At 37.7% G+C, this 25,180-nt stretch carries 20 protein-coding genes and 1 riboswitch; of the genes, 8 read left to right on the top strand and 12 right to left on the bottom strand.

What is annotated here, in order from left to right:
* Window positions 1-41: 41 nt before the first annotated feature.
* Complete coding sequence (locus CWC14_RS00890; protein WP_138560751.1) at window positions 42-461, bottom strand: DUF3429 domain-containing protein; 420 nt, start codon at window positions 459-461, stop codon at window positions 42-44.
* A 297-nt stretch (window positions 462-758) separates the two neighbouring features.
* Between CWC14_RS00890 and ahpC the strand changes: the two genes are divergently transcribed.
* Both ahpC and ahpF read left to right on the top strand, forming a co-directional pair.
* On the top strand, window positions 759-1,328 hold the full coding sequence (gene ahpC / locus CWC14_RS00885; protein ID WP_138560749.1) for an alkyl hydroperoxide reductase subunit C: 570 nt from the start codon (window positions 759-761) through the stop codon (window positions 1,326-1,328).
* A 164-nt stretch (window positions 1,329-1,492) separates the two neighbouring features.
* Window positions 1,493-3,070, top strand: coding sequence for an alkyl hydroperoxide reductase subunit F (ahpF, locus tag CWC14_RS00880; protein ID WP_076922006.1), 1,578 nt, complete (start codon window positions 1,493-1,495; stop codon window positions 3,068-3,070).
* 95 nt (window positions 3,071-3,165) lie between these two features.
* Here the strand turns inward: ahpF and CWC14_RS00875 are convergent, their stop codons facing one another.
* From CWC14_RS00875 to CWC14_RS00860, 4 genes are all read right to left on the bottom strand, one after another.
* Window positions 3,166-3,357 (bottom strand): DUF3185 family protein, encoded by a 192-nt coding sequence (locus tag CWC14_RS00875; RefSeq protein ID WP_036983831.1) that lies wholly within the window; start codon window positions 3,355-3,357, stop codon window positions 3,166-3,168.
* 47 nt (window positions 3,358-3,404) lie between these two features.
* Window positions 3,405-5,429, bottom strand: coding sequence for a hybrid sensor histidine kinase/response regulator (locus tag CWC14_RS00870; protein ID WP_138560747.1), 2,025 nt, complete (start codon window positions 5,427-5,429; stop codon window positions 3,405-3,407).
* Between the two features lie 189 nt (window positions 5,430-5,618).
* Window positions 5,619-6,482, bottom strand: a complete 864-nt coding sequence (locus CWC14_RS00865) for a patatin-like phospholipase family protein (RefSeq protein WP_502705416.1) — start codon at window positions 6,480-6,482, stop codon at window positions 5,619-5,621.
* A 65-nt stretch (window positions 6,483-6,547) separates the two neighbouring features.
* A complete protein-coding gene (locus CWC14_RS00860; protein ID WP_138560743.1) occupies window positions 6,548-7,522 on the bottom strand; it encodes a GlxA family transcriptional regulator in 975 nt (324 codons plus the stop codon).
* A gap of 151 nt (window positions 7,523-7,673) precedes the next feature.
* On the opposite strand from CWC14_RS00860, the gene CWC14_RS00855 reads away from it, so the two are divergent.
* Window positions 7,674-8,261: a cysteine hydrolase family protein gene (locus tag CWC14_RS00855; protein ID WP_138560741.1), complete on the top strand. Its 588-nt coding sequence runs from the start codon at window positions 7,674-7,676 to the stop codon at window positions 8,259-8,261.
* A gap of 69 nt (window positions 8,262-8,330) precedes the next feature.
* Here CWC14_RS00855 and CWC14_RS00850 read toward each other — a convergent pair whose 3' ends face one another.
* The 3 genes from CWC14_RS00850 to CWC14_RS00840 form a co-directional block, all read right to left on the bottom strand.
* Window positions 8,331-8,783: an NfeD family protein gene (locus CWC14_RS00850; RefSeq protein WP_036983833.1), complete on the bottom strand. Its 453-nt coding sequence runs from the start codon at window positions 8,781-8,783 to the stop codon at window positions 8,331-8,333.
* A 17-nt stretch (window positions 8,784-8,800) separates the two neighbouring features.
* Window positions 8,801-9,754 carry an SPFH domain-containing protein gene (locus tag CWC14_RS00845; RefSeq protein WP_076920366.1) on the bottom strand — a complete coding sequence of 318 codons (954 nt, stop codon included), beginning with the start codon at window positions 9,752-9,754 and terminating at the stop codon, window positions 8,801-8,803.
* A 125-nt stretch (window positions 9,755-9,879) separates the two neighbouring features.
* Window positions 9,880-11,304 carry a sensor domain-containing diguanylate cyclase gene (locus tag CWC14_RS00840; protein WP_138560739.1) on the bottom strand — a complete coding sequence of 475 codons (1,425 nt, stop codon included), beginning with the start codon at window positions 11,302-11,304 and terminating at the stop codon, window positions 9,880-9,882.
* A gap of 224 nt (window positions 11,305-11,528) precedes the next feature.
* Between CWC14_RS00840 and CWC14_RS00835 the strand changes: the two genes are divergently transcribed.
* The gene (locus CWC14_RS00835; protein ID WP_013463085.1) at window positions 11,529-12,422 is read left to right on the top strand and encodes a cation diffusion facilitator family transporter; all 894 of its coding nucleotides are present in this window, start codon (window positions 11,529-11,531) and stop codon (window positions 12,420-12,422) included.
* 42 nt (window positions 12,423-12,464) lie between these two features.
* Here CWC14_RS00835 and CWC14_RS00830 read toward each other — a convergent pair whose 3' ends face one another.
* Entirely contained in the window at window positions 12,465-16,964 is a 4,500-nt protein-coding gene (locus CWC14_RS00830; protein WP_138560737.1) for an EAL domain-containing protein, read from the bottom strand.
* 158 nt (window positions 16,965-17,122) lie between these two features.
* Here CWC14_RS00830 and CWC14_RS00825 point away from each other — a divergent pair, with 158 nt between their 5' ends.
* The 3 genes from CWC14_RS00825 (at window position 17,123) to CWC14_RS00815 (ending at window position 19,782) form a co-directional block, all read left to right on the top strand.
* Window positions 17,123-17,677 carry an isochorismatase family protein gene (locus CWC14_RS00825; RefSeq protein WP_138560735.1) on the top strand — a complete coding sequence of 185 codons (555 nt, stop codon included), beginning with the start codon at window positions 17,123-17,125 and terminating at the stop codon, window positions 17,675-17,677.
* Between the two features lie 130 nt (window positions 17,678-17,807).
* Window positions 17,808-19,274: a methyl-accepting chemotaxis protein gene (locus CWC14_RS00820; protein ID WP_138560733.1), complete on the top strand. Its 1,467-nt coding sequence runs from the start codon at window positions 17,808-17,810 to the stop codon at window positions 19,272-19,274.
* Entirely contained in the window at window positions 19,258-19,782 is a 525-nt protein-coding gene (locus CWC14_RS00815) for a DUF6436 domain-containing protein (RefSeq protein WP_138560731.1), read from the top strand. Before CWC14_RS00820 ends, CWC14_RS00815 begins: the two co-directional genes overlap by 17 nt.
* 106 nt (window positions 19,783-19,888) lie before the next feature.
* Here CWC14_RS00815 and CWC14_RS00810 read toward each other — a convergent pair whose 3' ends face one another.
* On the bottom strand, window positions 19,889-20,446 hold the full coding sequence (locus CWC14_RS00810) for a TMEM165/GDT1 family protein (protein WP_013463089.1): 558 nt from the start codon (window positions 20,444-20,446) through the stop codon (window positions 19,889-19,891).
* 83 nt (window positions 20,447-20,529) lie between these two features.
* A riboswitch (yybP-ykoY riboswitch) is annotated at window positions 20,530-20,632 on the bottom strand.
* Window positions 20,633-20,810: 178 nt separating this feature from the next.
* Here CWC14_RS00810 and CWC14_RS00805 point away from each other — a divergent pair.
* Window positions 20,811-21,122 carry a hypothetical protein gene (locus tag CWC14_RS00805; protein WP_013463090.1) on the top strand — a complete coding sequence of 104 codons (312 nt, stop codon included), beginning with the start codon at window positions 20,811-20,813 and terminating at the stop codon, window positions 21,120-21,122.
* Window positions 21,123-21,217: 95 nt separating this feature from the next.
* On the opposite strand, the gene CWC14_RS00800 is transcribed toward CWC14_RS00805, so the two are convergent.
* Window positions 21,218-22,843, bottom strand: coding sequence for a methyl-accepting chemotaxis protein (locus tag CWC14_RS00800; RefSeq protein ID WP_138560729.1), 1,626 nt, complete (start codon window positions 22,841-22,843; stop codon window positions 21,218-21,220).
* Window positions 22,844-23,182: 339 nt separating this feature from the next.
* Window positions 23,183-25,054 (bottom strand): hypothetical protein, encoded by a 1,872-nt coding sequence (locus tag CWC14_RS00795; RefSeq protein WP_138560727.1) that lies wholly within the window; start codon window positions 25,052-25,054, stop codon window positions 23,183-23,185.
* Between the last annotated feature and the right edge of the window lie 126 nt (window positions 25,055-25,180).

Below are 25,180 nucleotides of genomic sequence, written 5' to 3'. Positions count from 1 at the left end.
GATGTTACCCTATTACAGACCAATGGTTAAGCCATGGCGTGTTATTTAGGGTAAATACTCATACCAATAATTAAGATATGACACACAAATACCACTGATGTGAGCACAAAACGCATTTTTTGATAATCTTTATGATAACCCTGCCACTGTATTGTGGCCTTTTCAAAAATCAGTACTAACCAAATGCTCGCGCCTAACCACGCAAGCATCCACTCAATCGGTAAGAATGATAAAAACGGAATAGGAATGACCGGTAGCACTGCTTTAATCGCATCGGCAAAGCTTTGTTGGCCTGCATGCCATAAATTACCCGCCATAAACGCTAAAATAGCAATGCTGTAAAAACTAAAAAACTCTAAATTTACACTGTTACTGCCAACCATGAGTGGCCAGCCCACACAGCCTAAAAATGGCAATAAGCCCAAATAGCCAAGTTGAATGTGATTGACGAATTTTTCCATAAATGAAATGCCTTTGAAGGTTGTGTAATGTAAACCACGTTATTGTAGCAAGGATGTGCAGTGTAATCTTATTAAAATCTATATAGCGCAACTGACTATGAGTGGTAGTTGAGTTATAACTGCTTTAACGCTTAAAAGTAAGCAGTAGATCACTCCTTGGGTTTTTAATCTTAAAAATTGATTGTTTTAATCTAAACAATCAATTTTATTTAATTTCTTAATGGCCTTATTGTATTAATCAAGCCAACGCACAAGGCGTTAACTTTTTAAATACACTAAACATAAATGAGGAATACTATGAGCACTTCATTGATTAACACAAAATTACAACCTTTCAATGCAACAGCTTACCACAATGGTGACTTTGTAGAACTCACTGAAAAAGACGTATTAGGTAAGTGGTCTATCTTTTTCTTTTACCCTGCAGATTTCACATTTGTATGCCCAACTGAATTAGGTGACCTTGCAGAACATTACGCACAGTTACAAGAAATGGGCGTTGAAGTTTATTCAGTATCAACTGATACACACTTTACGCACAAAGCATGGCATGACACGTCAGACACCATCGGTAAAATTACTTACCCAATGATTGGTGACCCAACAGGGCGTATTACTCGCAGCTTTGGCGTTATGATTGAAGAAGAAGGCCTTGCACTTCGCGGTACATTTGTAATGAACCCAGAGGGCGAAATCAAAGTTGTTGAAACACATGACTTAGGCATTGGTCGCAGTGCTAAAGAGTTAGTTCGTAAAGTACAAGCAGCGCAATACATTGCAACACATGATGGCGAAGTTTGTCCTGCATCTTGGCAGCCAGGTGAAGACACATTAGCACCTTCACTAGACCTAGTTGGTAAGATTTAAACCTTACCACTAACTAAATTTAGAGTAGAACATGACTCTAAACCCAGTGAGCCTGTATAGGTTCACTGGGCACTCTCCCACGCCATCACACGTTTCTAAAATTTCGCACATGCACTGATGGCATGGGAACCTTGCTGTTTTAATTTTCCTTAAGGGGCTAAGCCATGTTAGACAACAACATAAAGAACCAATTAAAAAGCCATTTTGAATCGCTGACTCAGCCTGTTGAGCTGCTTATCGCCTTGGACGACAGCAAAAAATCAACAGAAGTAGAAAGTTTAGCGAATGATTTAGCGTCACTAAGCGATAAGTTTAGTGTAATAAATAATCCCGATACTAACGCCCGCAGGCCTTCTATGGTGGTGCATTCACCAGAAAAAAATACCCATATTACCTTTGCAGGGGTACCTATGGGACACGAATTTACTAGTTTAGTGTTAGCGCTATTACATACGGGTGGTCACCCTAGTAAAGCAAGTAAAGATGACATTGAACAAATACAAACACTTGAGCAAACACTTAATTTTGAAGTGTACATTAGCTTGAGTTGCCAAACCTGCCCGCAAGTTGTGCAGGCACTCAATACTATGGCAGCAACAAATAGCAATATTAAAGCCACCATGATTGATGGGGCATTATTTCAAGATGAAGTAGAGCAAAGAAACATACTGGCTGTACCCGCTGTATATTTAAATGGTGAACCCTTTAGCCAAGGGGCTATGAGCCTCACTGATATTTTAAATAAAGTGGATAGCAAAGGTGCACAGCGCCAAGCAGCATCACTCAATGAAAAGTCGGTGTTTGATGTACTTGTCGTCGGTGGTGGGCCAGCTGGTGCTTCGGCAGCTATTTATTCAGCACGTAAAGGGCTCAATACTGGGGTTGTAGCAGAGCGATTTGGCGGTCAAGTTGCTGATACATTAGCGATTGAAAATTTTATTTCAATTAAAGCAACGCAAGGGCCAAAAATGGTGGCTCAGTTGGAAGAACACGTTAAAGAATACGATGTTGATGTTATGCACAACCAACGCGCGGCAAACCTGCAAAAAGGCAGTAATGGGTATGATATTACGCTAGAAAATGGCGCTGTGTTAAAGGCAAAATCACTCGTACTAGCAACCGGTGCACGCTGGCGCGAAATGAATGTACCCGGTGAGCAACAGTATAAAGGCCATGGCGTTGCATACTGCCCGCACTGTGATGGGCCTTTATTTAAAGGTAAATCGGTTGCAGTTATTGGAGGTGGTAATTCAGGTATTGAGGCGGCAATTGATTTAGCCAATATAGTTGAACACGTTACTGTACTTGAATTTGCAGATACGTTACGCGCCGATGAGGTACTCATTCGTAAAGCTAATAGCTTAAAAAACATCACTATTATTAAAAATGCCCAAACCACGGAAGTACTTGGTGATGGCAAAAAAGTAACGGGGTTAAGTTATACCGACCGCCTTAGCGGCGAGAGTAGGCAGTTGAACTTAGCCGGTATATTTGTACAAATTGGTTTAATACCTAATACCGAATGGTTGAAAGACAGCGACCTTGAGCTGAGCCAATTTGGTGAAATACTCATTGATGCCAAAGGCGCAACATCGTTACAAGGCGTTTATGCTGCAGGTGATGCAACCACTACACCATTTAAGCAAATTATTATTGCGATGGGGGCGGGCGCAACAGCAAGCCTGGGTGCGTTTGACTATTTAATTCGTCAAACGCCCGATGCAGAGCAAAGCGCTGCTTAATAGTGTTTTAGCTTAAAGTCTCTTGATATAACAGCTCTCACCCATAGCTGTTTGTTCACCCAAGCCGCCCTCTCCAAAGGCGGCTTTTTTGAGCGCTATTTAAGTCGGGTAATACCCACTAAAATACACACTGCCCCGCCAATAAAGCCTAGCCATGCTTCTATAGGGGTTTCGCCATTTAATGCGCGGGTAACTTGTGAAGATGCAGAATCGTAAACATCATAACCCCACATACCAAGCGCTACGCCAATAACAATAAGTACAATACCAATGATTTTATTTGTCATAATGATCCTTTGTTTTTTGTGAAAGTTAATCTGAGCGACATTTGTTGTTATGGTGTGGCTACGCCCAGTCTTTTTAGTGTATTTGTAATTGCTTCTTCTATCGCTGGAAGCTTAAACGGTTTGGCTATAAACATGTCCATGCCCGCTTGCTGGCAGTTTAGTTTATCTTGTGAGGAAGCATTAGCAGTTAACGCCACAATATAGGTTTGTTGCGGGTCACAAATACCTTGTGCTTTTAGTTGCCTAGTGGCCTCGAAACCATCCATTATAGGCATGATGCAGTCCATAAAAATAAGGTCAAAATGCTTTTGCTTGCATTTTAACAAGGCATCTTGGCCGTCTATAGCAAAGTCTGATTTTATATTAAACTTATCCAGAGCCGCTTCTAATACCAGGCGATTTATTTCGTTATCATCAACTACCAGAACAGATAACTTATTACTGTGATTATTAATAGATTTAAGGCTAGGTGTTTGTTTTTGTTGTTTACCAAGTTCAATCGGGATAGTTAAGGTAAAACATGTGCCCACGTTAATCTCACTGGTTACCTCAATTTTGCCATTCATAAAACCAACGAGCTCTTTAACAATGGCTAAGCCTAACCCAGTGCCATCTTTATTGTTGTTAGCATCAACCTCTTGGGTAAAAGGCTTAAATAATGAGTTTAAATACGCTTTACTCATGCCGCGACCTGTGTCGGTTATTTTAATGGTAAGTAAAGGGGACTTTGTATCTAATGTTAACTGCGATTCAAGAGAAACAGATCCATGCTCTGTAAATTTTAGCGCGTTACTCAGTAAATTAGATACAATTTGGCTTAATCGAGAGGTGTCGCAGTATACCCAAACATCATTAGGAATGTTGTTTGTGGCTAGCAGTTCAATGTTTTTATTACTAAACAATACCGAATATAAAGAAACCAAATCGGTAAATACCGTTTTAAGTAGAGAGTGGTGAGGCTCCAGTTTTAACTCACCATGATTTATTTTTGAAAAATCGAGTACTTCATTAATAATACTTAATAAAATGTCAGCACTTCGAAGGGCTACTTTTATTTTTTCTGCTCGCTTGTCATAATCGTGTTCATCAATGAGAGTCGCTAACATTCCCGTAATACCATTAAGCGGGGTTCTAAGCTCATGACTAATTTTGGCAAACAGCATACTTCGGTCTTGGAGAAGTTGTTCTGCAAGTGCTTTTTTTTGTTTTAACTCTTCGCGTAACTTAACGGCTTCAGTTATATCTTGAAAAGTACCAAATAATCGCACACATTTGCCGTTGTTAAACTCGGCCTCACCAAAAGTCGACACCCAAATGTTTTGCTGCTTTGCGGTAACTATTTCCAGCTCTAAATGCCATTTTTCACCCTTAGATACCGCATTTTCTACCGCTTTATTAATGCTATCTCGACTTTTACCCGCTTTATAAAATTCAATGGCTGTTTCCATGTTTGGAGTATAGCCTTCTTCGGCTTGATGAATACGTCGAGTTTGCTGGCTCCAAAAAATGCTATTGTCTATTAGGTCGACTTCCCATGTGCCTATATTTGCAACGCTTTCAAGTTTCAATAAGGTGTCACTATTTTTAGTGAGATTAACTTTATCCTGATTGCGCGCAAATTCTGAGCCCAACCACTGAGCCAATAATTCAATATAATCATAAGCTTCATCGCTAAAAGGGGCGCATTCTTGAGCTGATGAAAAGTTAACAGTTCCAAATACATCTGTACCTATTCGTATAGGCGCTCCAATATACGCCTCCAATTGGAAATTAATATAGCAAGGATGATTTGCAATACTACTTTGCGACGCATTATGAAATGCCAGTGCAGAGTTGGCCAACAAAGTATGTGTACAATAGGTGCCGTTTAACTCAAACTCAGTACCAATAGCAAGAGAATTGTCAGGGGTAATAGCATGTAAAACAGTGTAAGAATTATTTTTTACGCGGCTGATAATAGCCAAATCGAGCTGAAAAACATCGAGCCCAAAAGCAAGTAAGTCTGCAATTTTTTGATCAAAGCTAAGCTGTTGATCAGAGACTATATTATGAAAGCATCGAAGAAAATTCACAAAAAACCTTATTTTATTTAGTATGTACACAAGAACACGAGCAAACACTACACCTAAACATAATCTATTTTTTGACAATAAGCCATTATCACATAACTCCTTATTACATTAACTCGCGGGTTTAAAAATTAATAGCTTGAATTAGATGTAAATGCAATTTTGACTTCGAGCAATCTGTTTGTAATGGTTTTATCGCTCATAACCATTGCTACCAAATCTAGGGTTATCCAAGTAACTTATAGCTTCACTTATGCCCATTTGATAGCCTGAATTGAGTATAGCTCGATTTTTGGTGGTGCGGCCGACTTTAAACCCTGTTGGTGGTGCAATAATATTTATTTTGCAATCTGACGGAGCATGGTGCAAAAAATCAATACTGTCATTATAATTTATAGAACGCTGTATGGCGGCCTCTGCAAGCGCTGGGCTCTGTTTATAGAGTTGTTTAGTTAACCACGGTACTTTGTTGTCTTTTTTACGATAGCCTAAAGGTTGGGAAAGGATAACTGTTATTTCTGATGCACCCATTTCATAGGCTTTTTTTACCGGAATAGAATCGGCAACGCCACCATCGGTCATGGCGATCCCGTTTATTGTTGGGTAATCCCGATAAGCGATTGGGATGGCGCAAGAGGCTTTTAATTGCTCAACCATTTCATTGCCCGTTGCTTGCAAATAATGAGCTTTACCTGAATCTATTGCCGTTGCAACAATATAAAAATCGTAAGGCGATTGCGAGAATTCGTCGGTATTCAAGGGGATTTCACGAACTGTTTCTTGCCACAGCCAATCTAAATCAAATAGATGGCCGCCTTTGATAAAACGTGCGAGATTAATAAATTCTGGCCTACAGGAGTAATCGGTGATCACTTTATAGTTGCGTGTTGGCTGCTTACATAAATAGGCTGCCACATTTGTAGCACCAGCTGATACTCCAAAATACCGATTAAAGGGTTGATATCCTTGCTCTAAAAACTCATCAAGCACACCTGCAGCAAAAATACCGCGCATTGCACCACCTTCAACGACTAACGTATGATTATTGTTCGTCATGCTCATTTCCATCCTTTGATAATACCCCATGCTAACAAGTGATTTGCGTATGTGCGAGTAACTTTTTATTGCGGCTCGCTACTTTTAAATTGCTTTCTGTAAGCGGAAGGTGAAATAGAGAAAGCGGCTAAAAACTGTTGTCGAAAGCTAACACTCGATGAAAACCCAGATTGATTAGCAATTCTATCTATATTGTGGTTACTTGTTTCTAATAGCTGCTGCGCGATGGTTAAACGTTGACTCAGCAGCCATTGTGTAAATGTAGTGCCCATTGCTTTTTTAAAAAGTCGAGAAAAATTACGGCGACTCATATTTGCTTTACTGGCGAGTTCATCGATTGTTAAAGGTTTAGTTAAATTTTTTAGTGCCCAAGTGATAGCCGGTTCTAAACGGTTACTATCGATGTGTCGAGGAATGGGTTTTTCTATGTACTGTACTTGTCCTCCACTGCGGTGAGGCGCCACAACCATGCGTCTGGCCACGCTGTTGGCAATATCTGCGCCGTGATCACGACGTAATAAATGTAGGCAACAATCAATTGCGGCAGCGGCGCCTGCTGAGGTAAAAACATTTCCTTCGTCAATGTACAGTACATCGTTATCAAAGTTTACTTTTGGATATTTTTGTGCGAAGTCGTTAGCCCATACCCAGTGGGTTGATGCTGTTTTGCCATCCAATATACCTGCTTCAGCAAGCACAAAAGCGCCTAAACATAAACCTACCATTCTTGCTCCACGAGCATGTGCACGGCGAAGTGCATTAAGTAAAGCTGTTGAGGCGGGTATATCAGGATCGCACCATGCGGGTACGATGACAGTATCAGCAGTTTCAAGTATTGACAGGTCTTGTTTTATTTCTATGGGAAAGCCAGAAAGTGTTGGCACCAGACCTACCGTTTCTGTACATACTGTAACTTTATATGGACGAGCGTCCACGCGGTCTAAGTCTTCACCAAAAATACTACACGGAATAGATAGGTGAAATAAACTGATATTGTTATAAGCAACAATCGCAACGGTATGTTCACAGAGTAATGTCATTTTGGCCTAATATCATCGACTACCGTCCTTTAGGACACTATTTGCAACTGACTATAAAGTATAAGCTGTCACGGTGCAAACGCAGCAACACGGCTGTCACAGCTGTGATAGCTTATAAACTTAAATTTAACTCGGTATTAAAGGATAAATTATGACGACGACACTTCGTGAACTTAATGGGCTTGACTCAACACCCGCTTCACTTACAAACGCCACACTTATATTTGTTGATTATCAAAATACTTATACACAAGGTATTATGGAGTTAGAAGGGTGGCAAGATGCTCTTAATAATGCGGCAATTTTACTGGCTGATGCACGTGCTGCTGGTTCTAAAATTATTCATATTATGCATGATGGTGGTGAAGGCTCGCCTTACGATGTTAATGCCGAAATAGGCCAAATACACTCAAGTGTCGCGCCAATTGCGGATGAAAAAGTTATCGTTAAAACAGCTCCCGATAGTTTTGTAGGAACAGACTTAGGCGAACAAGTAGATGTAATTGGTAATAATAAATTGATCATTGTTGGGTTTATGACCCACATGTGTGTGACATTTACAGCGCAAGGTGCATTTTTAAGAGGTAACCACGCAACGGTAGTCGCTGACGCGTGCGCTACAAGGCCATTACAAACTTCAGTGAGTGATGTGTTGGCATCTGATCTACATAAAAGTGCCTTAGCAACCATTAATGACTTATATGGCGTGGTTATCCCAAGTGCTGATGACTTAAGCTAATAAATAAAAAATTTTAAGGGCAGTAATAGTGATATTACAGCCCTTAAAATCTAATGTGATTCTAGTTGGCTAAATGGCTTCAACCCACATAGTGCCTACTTCTTTTTTTACGACCTTAACATGTGTACCTGCAGAAAGTGGCTGTTTACTTTTTAACTTCCAACTAATTCCAGAGTAAAGATGCATTGTGAGACCGTTTTCATCAACATCGTCAGCTAAAACAAAATCAAGCTCAGCAAAGTCGCTTTGTACACCTTTTTTGTCCACATTGTTTTGCATACGCTTTAATGGTTTCCATAAAAATAGCGCAAACCCAGCTGTAATAAGTGTGTTACTCCACAATGCGGTAGTTAAAGAGTCATCTAACAAGTTAAAGTTCATCATTAAACCGCTAGTAAACAAAGACATACCTAAAAATAATAATATAAAGGTAGACATACCTAACACAGCCACTTCGATAATGAGCGCAAGCACACCTAAAATCATCAGTGCTTCAGGTAAGTTGTTAGTAATAAGCGTCATTATTTATCCTCAACAGATTAAAGTTTTTGCTTTTGATTTAGTGAGTTAATAATTGACATGCCTTGTGCAACTAATGAGCTTGCATCAGTGGCGCTATCGGGTAATAAAACAACAGACGACTCTTTCGCAATAGCTTCTTTAGCGGCAATGGCTTTGGTTGCTAAATCGAGTTGAATCGCTTTTTGGCCTTGCTCAGTATCTGCAGCTTCACCTACTTTACGCAGCGCATCAGCTTGCGCTTCTGCAACAGCAATAATAGCTTTAGCTTCACCCTCTGCGCGCAAGATTTGTTCAGCTTTTTCACCTTCAGCACCTAAAACTTGAGCCTGTTTTTTACCCTCGGCAACATTGATGTTTGCTTGACGATCACCCTCTGATTCTAAAATTTGCGCACGTTTAACACGTTCGGCTTTCATTTGCGCTTCCATCGCTTCCATCACGGATTGTGGTGGTACAATGTCTTTTATTTCGTAACGTAAAACCTGGATACCCCAGGGCTCAGCTGCTTGGTTGATAGAGGTTACGATATTAGTATTGAGGACATCACGTTCTTCAAAGGTTTTATCAAGCTCCATTTTACCCAGTTCAGAACGCATGGTGGTTTGTGATAGCTGCGTTACTGCAAATACGTAATCGTCAACCCCATAAGTGGCTTTGTATGGGTCAAGCACACGAAAGTACAGTACACCATCAACAGATAACGAAATATTGTCTTTGGTAATAGCTGACTGTGAGGGGACATCTTGGGCTTGCTCTTTTAAGCTACGGTCGGCAGCAATCCGATCAATAAAGGGAACAATAAAATTTAAGCCCGCTTCTTTGGTTGATTGGTATTTACCAAAACGCTCAATCAGCCATGCACGGTTTTGTGGTACAAATTTAACGCTACTCTTTAGCAGCACTAAAACAAAAATCAGTAAAAACGCTTCAACAGTAAAAACAATATTTATAATTTCTGCGATGGGATCCATAGGGTTTTTCCTTGTTAATTACGTTCAGTCCAAAAACTGCACGATGTTTATAATTTCACCAAGCTACAGATTATCATTAGTTTTTAATTTGTACTATAAAACAGCAGGTAGGTTTTATAGATAGATTATTCAAAAATACATATTTGATTTCTGCCAGCTTTCTTTGCTTTATATAAAGCGATGTCAGCGCTTTTTATTAGGGTTTCTGTGTGTGTATCTGCATTTGGATAACTACAAAAGCAACCAAAGCTAAGTGTTATGTAAGGGGCAATAGGAGAGAACTCATGCGTAATATTAAGTGCTTTTATTTTTTGCTCAATTAACAAAGCAAATTTATGGCATTGCTCTATATTCGTAGCAGGTAAAATGATTGCGAATTCTTCACCGCCATAGCGAGCTGCTATGTCACCCTCACGCTTACATAAACTTTTTAAAGCACGAGCAACGTGTTTTAACGTTTCATCGCCTTTGTGGTGGCCATAATTGTCGTTATAGCGCTTAAAAAAGTCGATATCACACATAATTAAACTAATTGGTTGGTGTTGTCTTGCAGAGCGTTTAATTTCGCTCTTTAGGGAGGTATCAAAAAATCGGCGGTTGGCAATATCAGTAAGTGCATCGGTGTTTGCTAACTTATTTAATTTTGTATTAGCGTTAATTAATTGTTTTTGGGCTAACTGCAGCTTTTTTTTATAGTTTATGTTTTTGAGTGCGTTATTAATAATTTCGCCTACGAGCTTGATCCTTATTAAATCTATTTTGCTCCAGTGGCGTTTTGTGTTAACACAGTCACAGCCAATAAAACCAACAAGCTCCTTGTCAAAGCGCAGGCCAACACATAAAACAGACTGAATACTCTGCGCTTCAAACTCTGCTTTTTCTGAATTCGCTTCTGGCGGTAACTGAGCAACATCATTAACTTTAAATAGGTGTGTTAAGTTCATTACATCAAAAAAGTAGGGAAGCTCGGCTTTTGGGACGTTTTGCAACCTGTCTTTGTAGGCAGTTATGCCGGTGTTCACCCATTCATGCGTATTGGTTAAAGTTTCACTATCGGTATTAAATTCAAATAAGTAGCTTCTATCTGCTTTACAAACGGTGCCTATGGCTTTGAGTGCAAAGTTAATTTGTTGATTAATGTTGTCATTTTGAATATCAATTAGTTTGGTGGATATTTTTGAAATAATATGGTCAAAATTATATTGCTCTGCGTGACTATGGTCTTGCTCTAAAGTGATCATAGAAACAGAGTCATCAATAATTGAGTGGTTTACATTTAAAAGCTGAGGCGTGAATTCACACTCTAATAAAACAGCTGTTATAGTAGATGTGAATAATTGCTCAACGGTAACAACCGTATCATCATTAAAGTCGCGAAGCGTAATATTGTTAAAAACATCGCTGCTAAGCGCGTCGTCACTATTTATGTTAAGTAACGTTTTGGCATGTTGGTTTAAAATGTAATTATGTGTTTTATTGTCATAAACAATCACCGCTAAATTAATTAGATTAAAAACCTTCCAAATTGTATTGTTTGAGTCATGGCTCACGGGTTTCTCCGCATTAAAATATGATAACTGACCATATTTATGAATTAATTATTATTTTTGTATCTGCTTAGTTATTTTTAGTACAGTTTTTTGTGTTTTACTAAGTTTTTAGTGCGTTTATTTGGCCTACGTATTACAATTGTGACTGTATATCATTACGTATTTGCCCAATTTGCTTTATTTCATAAGCTTACTTTATTTTTAGTGAAGGTCTATTATATTTCATGACAGAAATAACCACACATCACGCTTCTCGTCGCCGTTTGTTAATTGCACTTGCAATTACCTGCTCATTTATGGTGATTCAATTAGTGGGTGCGTATTACGCAAACTCACTTGCAGTACTTGCTGATGCAGGGCATTTATTTGTTCATAATAGCTCTTTGTTCATTGCTCTCATTGCGTCTAGCTTTGCTATTCATTTAGCTAAAACCTATAACGATGGCCATCAAAAAGCAGAGCTAATAGGAGGGTTGATCAACGGCGTTTTATACCTAGCCATTAGTTCACTTATTTTATATGAGGGCACTGAGCGCTTTATGCATCATAAAGGGGGACATGAGCTGGTTATTAATAGTTACTTAATGTCGGTAATTGCTGCTATTGGTTTTTTATTTCATGGCGCAGCGGCATGGGTGCTTTATAAAGGCCGTAAGGCGAGCATTAATGTGTATGCCGTGTTTTTACACTCGTTTTTTGATTTAATATCAACGGTTTCTACTTTTGCTGCTGGTGTACTTATATACATAACAGGCTGGAATGTAATTGATATTTTATCGAGCATGTTAATTGCGTCTTTTGTCTTGTTTACCGGTATTAAGGTCATAATTAGCTGTCTCAAGGGGTTGCGTTCAAATAAAGCTAAGTTACCTAAAGTGGCCGATATTGAAACAGAAATAACTACCATGGAACATGTTGCAAATGTGCACAATGTCACTGTTGTTCGTAAAAACAAAAAGGTTATTGTTGGTGCTCATGTTGTGCTAAAACAACACTGTACTATAGAAAAACATGATGAAGAGTGCCGCTTAAAGGTAATTAAACTGCTTGCAGATAAATTTAATGTGCGCAACAGCGTATTACAAATAGAAAGCTACGAATGCAAGCATATACACTAATGCGTTAAACCTAAAAGCGTCTTAACTAAGTCGCTTTTAGTTTCATATCAAATCAATAATTTTTTCGAAGCACTTCGGGCTCATTAAATCGTTAGCACTCATAGGGCGAGCAAGGTAGTAACCTTGTAGCTTATGACAGCCAATATTTTTTAAAAACTCTAGCTGCTCCCGCGTCTCTACCCCTTCGGCAATGCAATATAACTCTAAATTTTCAGCGAGTGAGTAAATCGTTTTAATAATAGATTCATTCCCTTTATCAATACCAATACTATTAACAAAGCTTTGATCTATTTTTATCACATTAATTGGAAATTGACTCAAATAAGTTAACGATGAATAGCCAGTGCCAAAATCATCAAGAAACAGTTTGAACCCAGCAGCCTGTAAGCTTTTTAGTTGCTTAGCTGCTTTGTATTTATCTTCTAATAGCGTGTTTTCTGTAATTTCTAAACGAAGTTGTTGTGGTTTTATCTGTGCTTTTTCTAGTATGGAGCTGAGCTGCTGCGTTATGTTGGCCTTTAAAATATGTTTTGGAGACAAATTTAACGATATGTAAAACAACGGGTTAATGTTCAAAAGTGGAGCAAGCTCAGTAATTGCACGCTGTAATGCTTGCTCAGTTAGCATATCAATTAAGCCAGTCTCTTCAGCAATAGGTATAAATAAAGCGGGAGAAACCGGTTTGCCTTGGTTTTCCCAGCGCATGAGTAATTCAACCCCACTTATTGTTTTATCTAGTGTATTAACAATAGGTTGGTAGTGATTAAAAAACAGATTGTCCCTAGCAGCATCTTTTAAGTCGTTTTCAAGAATAAGCTTTTGTTTAATTTGCTCATTCATTTTTTCATTAAAAAACTGAAATCCATTTCTGCCTGCTTGTTTAGCATGCATCATGGCAATATCTGCGTTACGTATGAGGGCATCGGTCGATGTTGCATCGTATGGGTACAATGCAATACCAATACTGGCTGATATATTAATAGCGAAGTCTTCAATAATAACCTTGTTAGCCAGCTCTTTGCTCATTTCGTTGAGGGTGTGTTGTAAAGAAGCCATTGAGGTAACGTTTTCAACTAACACTAAAAATTCATCACCACTTTGGCGGCCAAATGTAGCGTCATCACCTAAGTATTGGCTCACTCGCTCGGTAATATTGCACAATAGTTTGTCACCCACTGCATGGCCAAAAGAGTCATTGACGGGTTTAAATTTATCTAAATCTATAAATATAACAGCGCATTGCGAATCGTCTTTAGCGGCGCTTGTAATGGCATTTTCGATTTTTTGATTCATTAAACTACGATTAGGTAAGCCCGTTAACGCATCGTAATTAGCAAGGTAGCGTAACTCATTTTCAGCGCGTTTCTGCTCTGTTAAATCGGTAATAACAATAACATAATAACTGACTTTATCTTTTTCATTAGCAACGGCTGTGGCACTTAAATGAATAGGGTGTTTTTCAGCTTTTGTGGTCTTTACATAAGCATTTGTTCGCCAGTTTTCTTTTGGTTTAAGTGCTTTTAAAATTGTTGCAAACTCTCTACACTTAGCTTGTCCAATGGCATTAATAAATAATTTTGAGGTAACACCCCCCTCTCTGCCTTCATCAGAAAACACATCCATAAAGCTGTTATTGGCTGAAAATGGCACGAGGTCTTCATCTAAAATAAGTAAAAAGTCATTTATTTGACTAAATGCTTCGCCTAATATTTTGGCTTGTTGTTCGTTTGCCAGCTGCTCGGTAATATTAGTAAAAATACCCGACACATAAAGAGGCTCTTTAGTGTCTTCATTATAAATAGTTTGCCCCAAATCATGAAACCATAACCAGTGCCCATCTTTGTGCCGTAAACGATAAGTAGCTTGCCAATGTTTTTGCTTAGTTTGGTTTGTAAAAGTATTCCATTTACTTTGTAGCCTGCGACGCTCATCAGGATGCATAATATTAAAAAAACTACTTATATCGATGCGTTCAGGTAAGTTCTCGCAGCCAAGCTCTGCGCCTCTATCTGTATTTACTGAGTTATCTGCAAAGCTATAGTTCCATACACCGCTTTTATTACTTTTTAGTGCCAGCTCAGTTTGTGTTTTAGAGTGCACAGCGGCGCGGTGAGCTTGTTCAATTGCAATTTTACGGCTTCGGTATTGCCAGAAAAATAAAAACAAAATAACAACAATAGCAATAAAATATAAAGTATATGCAATAGGAGACTGCCAAGGGGCGTAAGCTACACTAAATTTTAACTGTATGGGGTCACTTGTGATCACTCCATTTCGCTGTTGAGTAGACACAGACAAAATATAATCACCAGGTTGTAATTTAGTAAAAAACACCTGGTTAGATTTTAAGTCGTTGTAGCTCAAAGACGAAGGGCCTGTAAGCTCAACTTTGTAGTAGGTTTTATTAATATTTTTATAATCAAAATTTGAAAACCGAACCGTTAAGCCCATATCGTCGTGCTTAAGCATTAATGGATCAGTGCTGTATTTTGAAGGGGAGTAATTAAGGGCTTGTGAAAACAAACTAATATTAGTAATTGCTAAGTTATTATTGATTTTTCGCTGTTCATTATCAAATTGCTCTGGGTCAAACATTAGCACGCCGCTACGGTTACCAAACGCTAACTCGTTGTTGGGTAACCTTAATGCTGCTAGTGCTGTAAAGTGATTGTTACTTAAGCCATCTTTTATTGTGTACGTGGTGATGTTAAGCGTATCTAAATTAAGTTGATAAAGACCGTTATCAGTACTTATCCATAAATAGTCTTTATTATCTGCAATAAGTTTAAAAATAGAGTTAGTATTTAATGAGTTGTGTTTATCAAATACATGCACTTGCTGATATGTTTTAGCGTTTACTGCAATTAAGCCTTCTTGGGTGGTGGCTAACCACAGCAGCCCTCGCTTAGCATCGTAATAATAATTCTCTACTGTATGGTAAAGATTGTTTTTTGCTGTTTTAGATTTAAAAATAGTAATTAAAGTCGCTGTTTCTTCGTTGTATCGATAAAGCGTGTCAGAGGTACTTAACAGTAATTCGCCAGGGAAAGCCTCAGAGGGGGTATGAAACGTATATGCAAGCATAGGCGATACCTGCTCTTTTAGTCCATTAATAACTCGGTTTTCGCCTGTGTTACCATTAAATATATAAAAGTTATCATTGTTAATATAAGCAAAAGTATCGGGTGCAACTTGTGCAATGCCGAACGTATAGTCGGTATTTAACTTGTACTGAGTAATGTATTTGTTTTTTTCAAATGTTGTTGTTTCTTTATTAAAGAGATCGAGCCCGGAAAAAGTTGCTAGCCATAGGTAGTTATCGCCTTTGCCATATGCAGGGAAAATATCACCTATAGCCGATAGGCCATAGACCGCTTTGCTATCTTTAGATTGTAGATATAAGTCACTCTTTTGGGTTTCTAAGTTATACTGAACAAGCCCATCGTCAGTGCCTATCCACAGTAATTTACTATTATCTTGGTAAATAGTATTTACAATATTATTTTCAGGTAAGGTTATTTTTTTAAACTTTTTTGTTTGTGCTGCCCAAGTAAATATTCCATGCGTTCTAGAGCCTAACCAAAGTAAGCCCGACTCATCAAACATAATATCGTTTATCGTGTTCTCTGTTACGTTGTAGTTACTATCTTTGAAGTTTAAAATAGGGCTAATGCTTGTGTTTTTTCTATCGAATTCAAATAACCCACTTTCTGTGGCAATAAACTCACCATACGGTGTGTTTATATAATCCCAAATATTATAGTCACTTATCAAAGTTGTTAATGCTGAAGGGTTTATATTTTTAATTTCATCAAAAGCAATCCGATACATTCCTTCAACCGTACCAACTAGCAAACCAAGCTCATCATCTATGGATAAAAATTTAACATTGTTGCTATCGTTTGTAACTTCTTGAATGTCGTTAAGTGTTATTTGTTGTAGGTCGTTATTGGCAAAGTTATAAACATATAGCCCCTGATCGGCACCAATATACAATGTGTTTTGGTATAATGATAATGCTCTAATAAACATATTTTCATCGGGCAAAGATGAGATGAGTGTTAGATCTTTTGATGTTTTACCATATCGGTAGATGTGCGAATCAATAGAAAAATAAAAATGCGCCGGTTGTTCAGCAACAGCTTGAACAGGAGAGAAATTTTCTTGATTTTGGTTTAAGTGCCCTGAATATATTAGCTCTGCTTGCAAGGTATTAGGGTTAATCAAATAACTTCCAGCAAGTTGAGTATTAACCAGAATTTGGCCGTCAATTGCTTTATAAATACTATTAATGTAGTTATTTTTTAAACCCAATTCGCTCTCGTAAGGCGTGACTTGGTATCCGTCGAATCGGTATAAACCTTCAGTTGTAGCAATCCATACATAGCCCATGTCATCTTGGAGTGATTTCACTATAAAGCTTTGCGACAATTGTTCGTTGTTAGTGACACGTTGTAATTGTTCTGAATAAGTTTGTGAAGCAAAACTATGCTGCGAGCAAACAAATATAAACATATAAACAATAAAGAAAAACTTACTCAAAAGCACTTACCCTTACAACGAACAAGGTTGATATTAAATGTTGGCGTAATATAACATGAGTTTAATCCAAAAATTACAAAAAGCATTAAATGTAAACTGTTTGTTGTTTTTTTGTTGTTTTTTACAAGGTTAATCTAGTTATAACGTAAGGACATAGTATGAATTACGCAGGAAATATTAAAGCAGAGCACAGTATACTTTTAGTTATCGACTTACAAAGTAAGTTAGCACCAGCGATTGCTTCGTTTAATGACACGCTAGATTGTGCTCTGCAGTTAGCAAAAGCAAGTGCTATTCATCAAATTCCTTCAATAATTACAGAACATTATAAAAAAGGACTAGGTGAAAGTGATAAGAAAATAAAATCTGTGTTACCTAATACACGCTATTTTGAAAAAATTAACTTTAGTGCCTGTGCACAAGAGGGGTTTTTAGATACTCTTGCGCAACTAAATCGCCCACATATAGTTGTAATTGGCACTGAAGCGCACGTTTGTGTGTTACAAACATGCTTAGATTTATTACAGCAGGGTTATGCGGTCACTGTGGCAGCTGATGCAGTAGCATCAAGAAACACAGAGCACAAAGCTATTGCACTAGAACAGCTTCGTCAAGCCGGTGCTATAGTCTCTTGTGTAGAGACCATCATATTTCAATGGACAACAAAAGCAGGGACGTCTACCTTTAAACAAATACTACCAATTGTTAAGTAGCGCATTAAAAACGGTTTTAAATCAAATAACTTGTACTTTGTTTGATTTGAAATAATAAATAGCTAGCTGTTTTGAGTTTAAAGATCAGCTGAACGTGTTTAAATTAGAACACAATTAATTTAAGGTTTTTATGTCTAGTGTAAGTCGGTTATTTACAATTATTTTTAGCCTTTTGTTTATTGAGTCTATAGGTATTGGTCTTTATTTTGTCACCCTGACAGAAGCATTTCTTGTCGGCTTACCGTTATGTTTGCTCCCCATTTGGCTTTTAAAAACCCAACCCGATAGCAAAATGACACCGCATGTTGTTGCGGCTGCAATTATGATGTTTTCATTTTTACATATTCAACAAGCCTATGGCCTTATCGAAGTGCATTTCGAAATATTCATTTTCTTAGCCATGCTAATAATGTTCATAGAGTGGCGAGTGTTTATTACCGCTATTGTGTTTGTAGCTATACACCATTTATCTTTTTACTATTTGCAAACACAAAATACTGGTTTTTACGTATTTGATCCAGACCGACTCGCCTTTTCAACAGTGCTTATTCACGCAGCGTATGCCATTGTGGAAGCGCTTGTAGCTGGTTTTATTGCCGTAACGTTAAATCGCGAACGCCGTGCGGGTCTATCGTTAAGTTATGCCACAGAGCAAATAATGCAAGATCCAAATCAAGTTAAGCTTTCTATGCGAGCAGATGACACAACAAGCAAAGCGGTAGTTGGTTTTAATACTTTGCTTGAGTACTTATCAGATGTGATTAAGCAAGTTCAAGTTCAGTCTGACTCTTTAAAAAATAACTCTAAAGAGCTTATTCATGTTCATGATGAGTTAGCCAATAGCGCGCAGCAACGAAACGCGCAAACAGATGATATTGCTAATTCAGGCGCACAAGTTGCGCATGGTTTTAAGTTAGTTGAACAAGAAAGCGATACTTTAAAACAACAAGTTAATAGCATTACTGAATCAGCCAATGTTGCGCTGGAAGAAGTATTACAAACCGACAGAAAAAGCACCGAGCTACTCACCTTGTTAACAAACACTGAAGAGCAGTTAAGCCACTTAGTGGCCGCTGGGGATGTTATTACTAGTTTACTCAATGAAATTTCAGGCATAGCCGACCAAACTAATTTATTAGCCCTTAATGCTGCAATAGAGGCCGCACGAGCGGGTGAGCATGGCAGAGGGTTTGCTGTTGTTGCCGATGAAGTACGCTCGCTTGCAAATAGCAGCCAAGCAACAACAACCAAAATAGCGTCTACGCTTACAGATCTGGTAAATAATAGTCGCACGTCAACTCAGTCGATGAATCAATGTGTAGAATTTGTGGTTGATTTAACAAAAATAAGCGCAACGATGAAAGAGAATATTTCGTCAATGAGTGATCAAATTCAAGCGGTATCTGCCAGCACTAACTCAGTAGCTCAAGTGGTTGCCGAACAGGCTGGAAATACAGAGCAAATAGCAATGAGTACAGATCAAATGCGCCAAAATCAGTATCAAGAGACTAAAATAGTTGAGCAGTTAACGGCTAAAGTGCAACTGATAGACGTAAGTATTGATGTATTAGAGCAAAGTATTGCAAAATTTAAATAAGTCTCGTTATTTCACCATTAGCTTAATTTGTATATGGCTTGCTTTTGTTGTGTCGGCACTTGTTTACTTTCAGCTAGGGCAGCTAAAGCTCTTTGATGAGGGTAATATGCTTAAACAACAAAACTGGTTTTCGCAATTTAAAAACCAAGTACTGTGGCAAAACAAAGACAGTGCTCAACTTGTGATTATTACGCAAGAAAATTGCGGCTGTACAATTCAAGCACAGCCTCATTTATCAGCCCTGCAACGCTTTGCTACAAACCAAGGCGTTGAAGTGCAAAATTTTGTATTAAATAATGAGTTAAAGTCAGTGATCCCTGCCACACCTGCCGCCGTTTTAATTGATAAAAATGGTGAGTTTGTTTATGCAGGGCCTTTATCTGAAGGGCTGGCATGCTCTCAAGGTAGTGGCTTTGTGGAAACCGTTATTAGTAATTTACAGGCCGGATTTAACTCATCATTATTAATAGCGGATACAAAAGGCTGCTATTGTGTAAATAACGCCTAAATCATATACCCTTATATAAAAAGCGCTTACAACTAACTTGTATAAAAGTAGGTAAGCGCTTTTTATTGTTTAACGATTAAAGAGTGATTTAAACGTTATTTAATCATTATATAGTCACTAAACCATAAATACCCAACAGTACAAAAACACTGGCTGCTATCGCTCTTACGGTATTTAATGGAATTCTTTTTAGTAACGCCTTACCGGCATAAATAACAGGGACATTAGCAATTAACATTCCTACTGTAGTACCCACCGTAACCCAAAGTACTGATTGATATTGTGCGCCGAGCAATACGGTTGCAATTTGTGTTTTGTCCCCAATTTCAGCAATAAAAAATAAGATTAAGGCCACTAAAAATGCACCATAGCGGTCGTATTTATGGCTCACTTCTTCATCTTTATCTGGAATAAGTAGCCACAGCCCTACCACAATAAAGCTTATATTGACTATCCAAGGTAAGTATTCGACGGCAAAGTTCCCGCTTAGCCAATCACCAAACCATGCAGATAAACCATGATTAATAATAGTAGCAGCGAGAATGCCTAAAATAAGTGCAATTTTATTATGAAAGCGAGCAGCTAATAGTAAAGATAAAAGCTGGGTTTTATCGCCTATTTCAGCAAGGGCAACAGTGACGGTAGAGGTTAAAAAAATATCCATTAATATAATCTTCAGGCGGGAATACTAAACCAAGGCAAACAGCTATCTCCCGCCATGAGGATAGTGTCTACCTAGGTCTCGCCGATAACGCTTGCTACAACATTACAAACTTACCATGCACATGAGGTGCAATTATGTTGATAAGTTTACTCATTACTGAGCGGGCTACTCCCCTAAGAGGGCAGTGATTATTCCATAAAGTTTAAAGCAGGTAAATATATGCGGGTAACTTTTAAATTTAAAAGGTGGCTTTGTGGCGTTAGTGCACAAATAAACTTGCTTTTGGCTATCAAGTTAGCTGTAATAATAAACAGAAGGAAGTTGAACAATTTGAAATTATATGCACGTGTAAAGGAATTTAAATATGCAATCAACGGTCGTTAAATCAACAATGGCAACCATTCAAAATGGAGTTATGAAAGCGGACGGAAAGTTTTGGATTACGCAAACTGACTTAAATTTTGAACCTTTTAATGAAAAATTAGGGTTAGAACCATATACAATTGCCCGTGATACAATTTTAAAAGTGGTTGAATGTAAAGGCAAAGGCGCAGGCCTTGTTCCAATAACAGCTGATGCGATAGAGGTTTTCACGCAAGATGGCAGCTCGTATCAGTTTATACTCTCAAACCCCAGTGATTGGATAAATATATTGTCAAATCAAACTAGTGCTTAAAGTAACAAGCATGCCATCAATAAATAATTTTAATTGATGGCAAATAAGGCTTTCATTTAAGGTATAACTCCTAACATGCGGCAAAATGAAAGTACCTAAACTTTAAATACATTAACTTGCCCTTGTAGCATTGCCGCAAGCTGTGCGAGTTCTTGCGATGCCTGTGCATTTTGCTGTGAGCTTTCGCTAACCGACGTGATACTCGCGCTAAACTCATTAATATTACTGCTTAGCTCATTTGCGACCATTTTTTGCTCCTGAGTTGCGGTTGATATTTGAGTATTCATATCTGCAATTTCAGTAACTTCACGGTTAATTTCGCTGAGCACCTGCGAAGAATAATTAGCATGGTCAACACTCTCTTTAGCGCTGCTTTCAGCGTTACCCATGGCATTAACAGCTTGCTGAGCCATGCCTTGTAGTTTAGTGATCATTTCATTAATGCTAGCGGTTGCCTTTTGAGTATTGTGAGCAAGTTGCCTTACCTCATCGGCTACAACGGCAAAACCACGACCAGAATCGCCAGCTCTTGCTGCTTCAATAGCTGCATTTAAAGCTAACAAGTTAGTTTGCTCAGCAACGCTTTGAATCATCATAACAACTTGGTTTATATCATTGGTTTGTGTATTTAGATCTGTAATGAGCTGCGTATTAGTATTAACTAAAGTTGAAAGCGTATTTATTGACTCTATATTATCAGCAACAGCTTGTTGCCCTTGGCCTGCCTTAATGTCGGCACTTGTAGCCTTGTCGGAGGTTGTTTGCGCGTTTTGAGCAACTTGTTCTATTGCACTGCTCATTTGAGTAATTGCAGTTGCAATCATAGCCGATTGTTGCTCTTGCTGCGTTGCTGTACTGGCAACCTGAATACTAATAGAGTTCATTTCTTCAGCTGCAGAGGCAAGTGTCAGCGTTGCGCCCGCCATATCTTTTACTAAACCTTGGATCCGAAGTAGCATATCATTAAAGTTAGATGCGGTATCTGCAATCTCATCCTTACCTTGAACCTCAGCACGAGCTGTTAAATCAGCATTGGTTGCAATGTGCGTTATGGTATCGCGTAATGACATTAATGGATTTTGTATCGAGGAATAAATAAAGTAGGCTACAATCAGTAACAGCAAAATTAATATTGCGATCGTGGCACTCATAATCAACTTTATAAACTGATAATTCTCATCGGCTTTAACTTTAAAATCACTTGCTTCTTTAAGTTGTAAATCAATTAAAGCTTGGTAGCTGGCACTCAGTGGATCGAATAATTGGTAAAGCTCATAAACAAACTGCTTTTGTGGGATTAATAAAAACTCACCGTTATTAATACTTACAATTAAATTATTCAAGTGCGTAAGCACGGGCTTTAGTTTACTTTCAACATTGTCTACTAAGCGTTTTTCTTCACTCGTTAATTGTGTACTCAAGTAGGCTTTCCATTCATCATCAGCCGTATTTCTAGCATCATTAATATTCGCTAAAAGTGCTGATTTGGTAATAGACTCAGCACGATACTTATGAAGTAAATCAACAATATTTACAGCGTAATTATCTGACACATGTTTAATTTGCTTAAGTGGTACGACACGGTCGTCGTATAAACTATCAATCCCTGCTACTAACTTTCCCATTGTGTTTATTGAAAAAAACGACGAAATTAAAAAAATTATTATCGGCAGCAATGCAAGCACGGCTAAACGGGTACGCACAGAATAATTGTTTAACATAGTTGTCCAAAATTACAGCAATGATAAAAAAGTATGATATGGATAAAAAATTTTACTGAATTTTTATATGAAAATTATTCAGGGTTTATAATTCTTGCGCTTTAAGTTAATAACTCAAGTCTCATTTCAAAAAGCTTTTACTCGCATAATCCAATCAATCTTTATTATTGTTACTGCAGATAGGGGGTAGGTAATCTTGTCATTGTTTGCAAAACGCCAAGCAAATTATGTGTGATTGAACTGCGCTTAGAGCGAGAAACAGACGGTCGCTCAAACTCGTTTTTGGACATAAACAATTTAGAACCGAAGGACCGCTCAGTTGAATTAGGGGCTTTTAAATTATGTTATTTCTGTTTCTTCTTCAGTCTCTTTTTTAAGCAAATCTTGTTTAGTTTTTCTAATTCGATCTATTTCATTTAACTTCTCAAAACACAAACCATCTCTTTCTAATCTAATAATTTCAGTGACGAAAGCTATCACTGTGTCTTGATCCCAGCTTTCAAAATCTATTTGTTGTAGATCAAACCACGTTGCTATTTGTTGATTAGTTACGATATTTTCAAACAAGGCTAAGATAACTTCACTGGTCAGCGATTTTTGCAGTGCTACATAAGTATCACAGTTTGCTACGATACATTCTGCCTCTTTAAATGAAGTACTGGGCATACCAATTAATTTATTTAATACCCTAGACAAAGCAGAACTAGATGACTTAGACATTATAGAAATTAAACTATTCACCCAAGTTTTATTAGAGAAGCTTTCCATATTGTTATTAGACAACTCAGAAAAAAACTGTTTAAGCGAATCGTTTAATGACGCACATTTAATAAATGATTTATTATTTTTAGAGTACCATTCCTCTACTATTAATCTAATTGTATTATTTGGTTCTTGAATTTGTTTCATCCACCAATCAACATCCGCATTTCCGTCATTACCAATTAATTCTAAAAACTTCTCTCGCCAAGAGTTAGATATTTCAATATTCATAACATCCCTCAAGAAAGATTCATTAATTTTCTCTAATTTATTTAAAGTAAATTTATAGCGATTAATCCACGATTCGAGAAAATTGACCGTCTCATTAGGCATAGTATTAATAGTTTTTAGAGTGTCATATTTGGCAATAACCTTTTCAATATTAAGTCTGAATACACGTTTATTAACAACTAGTTGACCTATAGCCTTGTACACATACTCTCTTAATTCTTGATGCTCTAACGCGGTTAAGAGCATGTCGAAATCACAGGAAACGACAAAACAATTTGCCAATTCTTTGTGAAACTCATCATTAAGTTCAATATAAGGTTTATAGTTACCAATGTACTGTGGAGTATTATGGTAGATCATATTTGAGAACGCTTGAGCTAACCACTTAGCTTTGTTTTTCTTTTCAATCTTAGCAAGCCCTTGATGATAGTAATTGAATTGATTCGTGTCATACCATGCTTTATTGTATAAATTTGATTCTAATATGCTTGTTCCATCATTAATGTCGTCAACAGTAGGCATTGATGAATAAAGGTCGCTCAATCTAACCTCCCCATCAAGCCATCCTAATCTAAAACGACTTGAGATTGCTTCTAACAATTCTTTATCTATTTCCCGTGCCTTGCTAGCGACAGAGAATAAACTCTGAATATCCTTTTCTACCAGTTCACTAACACCTATATTCCAGTTTGGAAATTTTTCTCGATTAGGCCACAGATATTCAATGAACATGTTTGCGTTAAAAAATTTAACTGCATATGGAATGTCTTCTAAAAGCTGTGAACACCCGTAAAGTACTTTAAGGGTTTCGTTTATGTCATCGAGCTTAAGAGCTTTACTAGGTGTTTCATTAATTGAATTATAATAACGTTCAATTCTAGACGTACTCACTTTAACATCTAAATTTATCAACTGTTGAGTTGAGGAAACTAATGTCTCGATATCCTCGATATCCTCGATATCCTTTTCTATCGCGGAGTTTATGTGAGGATACCACTTATCAATCCAAGCTTCGTATTTTTCATCTTCTTCCTCTTTCATCAATAACATCAATGAAATAAATTTATCAGTTCCCGCGTCATCTATTAAATCTAATAGTATTTTGTCGTAAGCATAAATACTTTGTTTAGCCATGAATGGTTCTATATCCGTATTATCTAATGCTCTTCTTAGTGGGCTAGTAAGTATCTCGCTTTCAGCAACATTATAACTAGACAAATAGTATCCGTCCGGTGATCACCGCCTAGCCTTTAAAATTCCACGGTAATAGACTATCGATATCAGGTGTTGATTGGCACAGCTCATCTAAACACGCGGTGATGTAATCGTATGGCGCTAAGCAGT

Source organism: Pseudoalteromonas sp. S3260, assembly GCF_005886925.1.
Lineage (GTDB): Bacteria > Pseudomonadota > Gammaproteobacteria > Enterobacterales > Alteromonadaceae > Pseudoalteromonas > Pseudoalteromonas tetraodonis.
The sequence above is the reverse complement of the archived record's forward strand: the minus strand, read 5'-3'. Positions and strand labels throughout refer to the sequence as shown.

Bases quoted from the DNA above. Each gene is read 5' to 3' on its own strand.
- CWC14_RS00860 (WP_138560743.1), bottom strand. From the start codon at position 7,522: ATGACATTACTCTGTGAACATACCGTTGCGATTGTTGCTTATAACAAT.
- CWC14_RS00865 (WP_502705416.1), bottom strand. From the start codon at position 6,482: ATGACGAACAATAATCATACGTTAGTCGTTGAAGGTGGTGCAATGCGC.
- CWC14_RS00850 (WP_036983833.1), bottom strand. From the start codon at position 8,783: ATGACGCTTATTACTAACAACTTACCTGAAGCACTGATGATTTTAGGT.
- CWC14_RS00825 (WP_138560735.1), top strand. From the start codon at position 17,123: ATGAATTACGCAGGAAATATTAAAGCAGAGCACAGTATACTTTTAGTT.
- CWC14_RS00875 (WP_036983831.1), bottom strand. From the start codon at position 3,357: ATGACAAATAAAATCATTGGTATTGTACTTATTGTTATTGGCGTAGCG.
- CWC14_RS00835 (WP_013463085.1), top strand. From the start codon at position 11,529: ATGACAGAAATAACCACACATCACGCTTCTCGTCGCCGTTTGTTAATT.
- CWC14_RS00820 (WP_138560733.1), top strand. From the start codon at position 17,808: ATGTCTAGTGTAAGTCGGTTATTTACAATTATTTTTAGCCTTTTGTTT.
- ahpF (WP_076922006.1), top strand. From the start codon at position 1,493: ATGTTAGACAACAACATAAAGAACCAATTAAAAAGCCATTTTGAATCG.
- CWC14_RS00890 (WP_138560751.1), bottom strand. From the start codon at position 461: ATGGAAAAATTCGTCAATCACATTCAACTTGGCTATTTGGGCTTATTG.
- CWC14_RS00845 (WP_076920366.1), bottom strand. From the start codon at position 9,754: ATGGATCCCATCGCAGAAATTATAAATATTGTTTTTACTGTTGAAGCG.
- CWC14_RS00810 (WP_013463089.1), bottom strand. From the start codon at position 20,446: ATGGATATTTTTTTAACCTCTACCGTCACTGTTGCCCTTGCTGAAATA.
- ahpC (WP_138560749.1), top strand. From the start codon at position 759: ATGAGCACTTCATTGATTAACACAAAATTACAACCTTTCAATGCAACA.
- CWC14_RS00800 (WP_138560729.1), bottom strand. From the start codon at position 22,843: ATGTTAAACAATTATTCTGTGCGTACCCGTTTAGCCGTGCTTGCATTG.
- CWC14_RS00805 (WP_013463090.1), top strand. From the start codon at position 20,811: ATGCAATCAACGGTCGTTAAATCAACAATGGCAACCATTCAAAATGGA.
- CWC14_RS00855 (WP_138560741.1), top strand. From the start codon at position 7,674: ATGACGACGACACTTCGTGAACTTAATGGGCTTGACTCAACACCCGCT.